The following is a 6,008-nucleotide window of genomic DNA, read 5'->3' on the forward strand; positions in this document are numbered from 1 at the left end:
TAATAGACCGAGGGCTTGACCTCTCTTTCTACATGGTAAGGATGATGACTTAATTCTCTGCAGTCTTCAGCGTTTTTTTCCCTTATTTTTTTTTTGTCTCTAGAAAGACGCAGTTGCACCAATCCGCTTCCATCCTGAACTCGGTTGTTAAACGCCCAGGTTGCAGATAGACCATATTTCAATCCTTCCAACTACTTTTAAATAAAACCTCCTGACGCAGTGACAAGAAAAGTCAAAAGCTGGATAAAATTAATGACATAGCCCTCAAACCTCTCTGAGAGAAGAGGAGCTGATTGCGTCTAATTTTCATCAATTCCGCAATAGTTGCATGGCAAAGCTCCCTCCGCTTCGCTCCGCCCACGATTGGCTGTATCATCCAATCCAAAAGCTACTATGACGTTGTTGCGCTCGCATCGCATCAGTAAGGCGACCGATGTATTTCTGAATTCTCATAAGCTTGAGCTTGTGTCTTTGTAAAATCCTACAACTATAAGCTAAAGCTATTAAGAATATTAAAGTTTTATATTAAAGTTTTTAGGCGGTCGTCACAACGGTAACTTTTTTGAAGATTATAGCAGACTGTTTGACAGTCCTTAAACATTGCTTCGATACGACTGCGACATTTACACGCTGTTACAGCTAGTTTCAATTTGCCGATATTGGTGAGTAAATACCAGCCTTCATCTTCGCCACTATTTCAATATTTTCTTTGCCCATAACCAGCGACATCAAAACATCCCAATACTTGCTGCTGATTTTAACTCCGGTCAAATAAAAGCTCGTACCTGGTACTAAACCACACTCACTTAACCGCTTAAATTCCTCTCCTTCTTCTTGAATATAGCGTCCCTGTTTTACTCTCAAAACAAACCTTATGTTCTTTTCACACAGCCCACTTGCAAGCTTAACCCTCGGAAATTCAGGCGTCTCCTAAAAGGACAATTTTATAAATTTTTAGCAGACCAAGAATGGGGCAGATTAAGCTTTGTTGTTCTCGGAGGTTGCTACAGCCACAGCAAAGGCAATATCTGCCAGTACAATGGTAAAGCTCTCTTGTCCCCAATCAGGCTAATCATCAACAGATTGTTATCTGGTCACTGCGTTTTATCAATCGCGACCTTCAACTCTTGTTTATTTTTAAATTGACTTCTCCAGATATATTTAAGCAGAAGAAACCAAAGCTTTTCAATCTTGAGGATAGGTACCTTAAGAAATCGTTGAATAGAACGTCGTCGGCTCTCAAACATGATAGGGGATGGCATCAATTTCGCCAATAACTCAATACTCACTTGTTTATGGGTTGGGAGCTGAAAAACTAAAATAGTCAGAGTCAAGTATTCAGCGTTTTTGAGCTGCTGTTGGAAACAAATTTGGTCTGATTGAGGTAACATTTTTAAATGATGGGGCTTCTTAACAAGACTGACCCCATCTTTTTTTTCCAAAAATCGGTCATAACCCCGTCCTCTGTATTGGTTGATATATTTTACCATAAGCTCAGGAGAGCCAGAAACGTTATATATTTTTGCGTCTCGAACTGATATAAAAAAATAAAATTAATAGTGTAGGTTTTGTTCTCAACCTAACCTACACTATTAATAATTTGTGTAAGGGGAATGTTTATTCCTAACTCTCATTATTCACGACACGGAAGTTACCGAAATACGGATAACTGTTGTTTTCCTGAGTCCTTCTTCTTCCTTGCTTCTTCCTCTTTCTTTCAACGTCCCAATTCCTCGTTACTAATTCCCAAATGACTCGCTTAGCCACCACAATAGAAGCCATACTTTACCTAAAAGGTCAGCCAGTGTCGATCGCAGAAATTGCCGAGATTGCCAAGTGCGATCGAGCCGAAGCCGAAGACGCCATCATCGAACTGATGTCTGACTCGTCCCACCGCGACAGTGCATTAGAAGTCGTCGAAACCCCCACAGGATACAGCCTGCAACTCCGAGAAGAGTTTGCCAGTTTAATGCAAACTTTAATACCTCCAGAATTAGGTGTGGGAGCTTTGCGGACGCTGGCTGCGATCGCCCTCAAAGGCGGGATCGCTCAGCCAGATTTAGTTAACTTGCGAGGTTCAGGAGCTTACCAACAAGTGCAGGAACTTGTAGAAATGGGTTTCGTCCGCAAACGGCGATCGGCGGAGGGGCGGTCGTATTGGTTACAAGTTACCGAGAAATTTCATCGGTACTTTCAAGTAGACCAACTGCCAAAACAATTGCAAATTGACTTTCAGGCAAATTTGTACCCAAGCAATGACGAGTAGTTTGAAGTAGAATGTAACCAGCCAGAAATTAAGAATCGCCAAATGGTTTTTCACCCTGACTTTGACACATCCAATGCCCAACAAACTGCAGTCAATCCACTGCTGAAGTACCTCCAACACCAATCCCCGGAGGTTCTAGCCCGAGTCGCCAAGTCCGTCAGCCCCGACATCAGAGAAATAATCTCTCATAACGTTCAAGGACTTGTCGGCGTTTTGCCTTCAGAAAATTTTAACGTCGAAATTACCACTGACCGCGAAAACTTAGCAGGTTTGCTAGCTTCAGCGATGATGACAGGCTATTTTTTGAGGCAAATGGAGCAGAGGATGCACCTAGAAGAAAATTTAGCAAGCACCAGCTCGATTCAACCCAACTCGCCCAAAGACAAGTAAAAAGATCAACGGGTTGGGGAAGCCAGAAAGATGAAAGTTGTTCAGAAAAACCCATAATCCTGAATCATGGAGGCACAGGGAATTAAGAAACCGGGCTGTTAACCGGGTATCCCTCGCCCTACACTGAGGATTTTGGTGAAAAAACCCGGTTGCTGCATCCAGGACTATAAAGCATCAGATTTATCTTTCATCGTCCACGGTTTGCCACTAATAGCAGTTTCCCAAAAAAATGCAACGGTAGGTAAGCTCCAAATCCTTATCCCGTAAGTAATTCCCACTTCTGTAACCGAAAATCTCAAATCGTATTACCCACCGGCGGAGCTACCCGATAGGGGAAAAGCACCCGGACGTACTTTTATATTCTGAACTTGACCCAAACGGTTAATTTCCAGTTCGAGTTCTTTGCCTACAACAGTGTTTTCCACCCGTTCTTGCACGTCCCCGGGAGTGTTGACTGCAATTCCGTCAACTTTTTGAATGACATCTCCGGCGCGCAAATCGGCTTTTTGAGCGGGGGAATTTTCTACGACTCGCGTCACGGCTACGCCTTGATCGAGCGTAATTTTATTATTGTCGAGCTGTTTGTTGAGTTCTGCTTTGGTGGCTGCCGTCAAGCTGACCATTTGAATGCCGAGATAGGGATGTTCCGCTTTACCTTTGGCAAATAACTGATCGGAAACTCGTTTGGCGGTTTCGATCGGAATTGCAAATCCCAAGCCCTGAGCGTCGGCGCGAATGGCGGTATTGATGCCAATTACTTCGCCTTGGTCATTGAGCAGGGGGCCACCAGAATTGCCCGGGTTGATGGCGGCGTCGGTTTGGATGAAGCGGACTCGCTTGTCGGGGATGCCGACTTGGGAACTCGATCGACCCGTAGCGCTGATAATGCCCACAGTCACGGTATTGTCGAGACCTAAAGGATTGCCGATCGCGATCGCCCACTGTCCCGGTACAATATTGTCCGATCGACCCAAAGCCACCTGCGGCAGTTCCTTAGCATTAATCTTAACCACAGCGACATCCGTCAGCGGATCTACTCCCTGCACCTTACCCTCAAACTCGCGGCCGTCTTTGAGTGTCACCTTGACAGTATCCGTCCCCGAGACAACGTGAGCATTAGTAACTATGCGGCCGTCAGAAGTGAGAATAAACCCGGAACCCGTACCTCTCTTGGTTCGTTCTTCCGGCTGCGGCAAATTTTCCCCAAAAAACCGACGAAACAAAGGATTTTTGAATGCTTCGGGCACTTGATTCGCCACCTTGCTCGATGCGTCAATCCGCACTACAGCCGGGCCGACTTTTTCGGCTGCTTCAGCAATAAAATTGGGGTTGCTGCGATCGACCGCCCGATTTTCCAGAACTGGAGGAGAGGGATAGGGGGGGATTTGCTGGCGTACTACTGGCAAAACCAATCCGGTTTCCAGATTGTTTGAGCCTTGCAGATAGCGATTTCCCAACCATCCCATACCTCCGCCGATTGACAGCAAAGTCACATAAAGGGTCGTTTGCTTAAAAGATAAACTCATTTAATAACTCCCGCTAGATACCTCATCCCCGCAGACACGTTCGGAATCAACAAGCGTTTTTGTCTTGGTGACGGGAAGGAAGCGGGGCGGGGCGTACCGCTTCCTCAAGAACATAGCTGTTAACTGGCTGGCGCTGATGGGCATCACAGGCAATTTTGCCGGATTTGCCAAGAGCGACTCTAACTAATAATTCTCATCCTAACTTGGCTTAGGCTGGGATTTACAGTCTGGGGGGTGGCTAGAGGTTGTAAATATGAAGCTTCACAGGATTTTAAAATTGTCAACTGTCCCAAATGAATACTTTTTTCTGTAGATAATGAGGTTTAAACGCTTATTTCCGGTGATTTCTGCACTAATTTGGTCGATCGCACCCGTTGGGCAAACGGCGGCAAATACCGAGATCCCACCTGCAAATCTTCCTTCAGGTATACTTGTAGAAAACCCTGACCCCGCCCGCGATTGCCCGAGTCCGGCTATGTCTCGGTTGCGCCGCCATACTGTGGCCCAGGGCGAAACAATAGAAAGCATCGCACGGCAGTACAATGTGATTCCTGCGGCGCTGATCGGGATAAATCCGACTTTGCGGGGCGGTGAAGTATCTGCTGGAAGTGCGATCGTCATTCCTCCGTACAGTGGCATCGAGGTAGAAGTGCCTGCGGGCTGGAATTGGCAAAAACTGGCAGAAGCTTACAAAGTGCCCGCAGATTTGCTATTTGAGGCGAATGGGTGCAGACCTTTGGGGAAAACGGTGTTTGTGCCAGCGGTGAATAGGTCGATCGGGCCTTCTATCAATCCCGATGCAACGCCATCGGTGCAAGGATTTCCGCTGCCCGCCCCTGCAGTGGAAGCTTTGCGTTACGGGCGGCAATTGCATCCGGCGCGGCGCGAATTTTTTTTCCACAGCGGCGTAGATTTTTTGGCGTCGGAGGGTACGCAGGTTTTAGCAACGGGCGAGGGGACTGTCGCGTTTGCAGGGCCCCAGGGGGATTACGGGAATTTAGTGGTGGTGAACCATCAAGCGGGGAAGCAAACGCGCTACGCTCATTTGAAAGATATTGCGGTAAAAGTCGGTCAAAAAGTGCAGTCTGGAGAAGTTTTGGGAACTGTGGGGACGACTGGAAAACGCGACATTCCGCCATCTCATTTGCATTTTGAAGTTCGGTACAATTCGGGTTTGGGTTGGGTTGCTGAAGACCCGCTGCTTTATTTGCAAGCGACTCTTAAAAAATAGGATTGTTAGTGTGCTGGGGGGTGACAACCCGCCCTAAATCTAGACGGGGTAAGGATTGATCTGTGTGGTGGTAAAAAAAGATAGGCCGCATAATTGTTACACGCTTGCCTATCCCAAAAAATATGTTACCAACATTTGACCAGACTCATTTATAAAAACAAATGATGCAACCCAGGTTATTTTACTCACAATTTTTTTGAAGCTGATACAACCCGAGAAACAAGTAACGATCACACTAATCGGGTTCCCATTAATCCATTATTGGTTAACTACTTATTGCCCGCTCGGACATTTCTCTCAAATTCGATCGCCCATCCACAAAAAACCCGATCGCAGATCCACCAAAAACCCGATCGCCCATCCACAAAAAACCCGGCGGTTGAAACCCAAAAACCCCGGCGGTTGAAACCGCGGCTACACAGACAAAACCCGCCTTCGCGGGTTGAAGATTTCACCCGATGATTTTCAATCTCCGAATACCCTCTTCGTCCGCGTAGGCGGACATCGTTTGTGTAGACGCAGGGCGGATTTATTGTCGGAATAATAAATTAGGGGATTGGGCTATTTGCTGATGCGCGCCCTCGGGATTTAACTG

The 6,008-nt window shown here is 46.5% G+C and carries 8 protein-coding genes; 3 read left to right on the forward strand and 5 right to left on the reverse strand.

Features of this window, described 5'->3' with window-relative positions; translation table 11 throughout:
* The 3 genes from QUA57_RS27930 to QUA57_RS27940 all read right to left on the reverse strand — a co-directional run.
* Positions 1–191: hypothetical protein (locus QUA57_RS27930; protein ID WP_333065043.1), on the reverse strand; the 191-nt coding region annotated here is incomplete at its 3' end.
* A 454-nt stretch (positions 192–645) separates the two neighbouring features.
* A complete protein-coding gene (locus tag QUA57_RS27935) occupies positions 646–864 on the reverse strand; it encodes a hypothetical protein (RefSeq protein ID WP_333065042.1) in 219 nt (72 codons plus the stop codon).
* A gap of 230 nt (positions 865–1,094) precedes the next feature.
* Complete coding sequence (locus tag QUA57_RS27940; protein ID WP_333251506.1) at positions 1,095–1,442, reverse strand: hypothetical protein; 348 nt, start codon at positions 1,440–1,442, stop codon at positions 1,095–1,097.
* Positions 1,443–1,750: 308 nt separating this feature from the next.
* On the opposite strand from QUA57_RS27940, the gene scpB reads away from it, so the two are divergent.
* Both scpB and QUA57_RS27950 read left to right on the forward strand, forming a co-directional pair.
* Positions 1,751–2,266 carry an SMC-Scp complex subunit ScpB gene (gene scpB / locus QUA57_RS27945; protein ID WP_333065039.1) on the forward strand — a complete coding sequence of 172 codons (516 nt, stop codon included), beginning with the start codon at positions 1,751–1,753 and terminating at the stop codon, positions 2,264–2,266.
* 42 nt (positions 2,267–2,308) lie between these two features.
* Positions 2,309–2,656, forward strand: coding sequence for a DUF760 domain-containing protein (locus QUA57_RS27950; RefSeq protein WP_006635907.1), 348 nt, complete (start codon positions 2,309–2,311; stop codon positions 2,654–2,656).
* A gap of 305 nt (positions 2,657–2,961) precedes the next feature.
* Here the strand turns inward: QUA57_RS27950 and QUA57_RS27955 are convergent, their stop codons facing one another.
* Complete coding sequence (locus QUA57_RS27955; RefSeq protein WP_333065038.1) at positions 2,962–4,182, reverse strand: HhoA/HhoB/HtrA family serine endopeptidase; 1,221 nt, start codon at positions 4,180–4,182, stop codon at positions 2,962–2,964.
* Between the two features lie 316 nt (positions 4,183–4,498).
* On the opposite strand from QUA57_RS27955, the gene QUA57_RS27960 reads away from it, so the two are divergent.
* Positions 4,499–5,413, forward strand: coding sequence for a peptidoglycan DD-metalloendopeptidase family protein (locus tag QUA57_RS27960; protein WP_445304516.1), 915 nt, complete (start codon positions 4,499–4,501; stop codon positions 5,411–5,413).
* 269 nt (positions 5,414–5,682) lie between these two features.
* Here the strand turns inward: QUA57_RS27960 and QUA57_RS27965 are convergent, their stop codons facing one another.
* A complete protein-coding gene (locus tag QUA57_RS27965) occupies positions 5,683–5,868 on the reverse strand; it encodes a hypothetical protein (RefSeq protein ID WP_333065036.1) in 186 nt (61 codons plus the stop codon).
* Positions 5,869–6,008: the final 140 nt, after the last annotated feature.

It is taken from the genome of Microcoleus sp. Pol7_B2 (assembly GCF_036701035.1).
Classification (GTDB): domain Bacteria; phylum Cyanobacteriota; class Cyanobacteriia; order Cyanobacteriales; family Microcoleaceae; genus Microcoleus.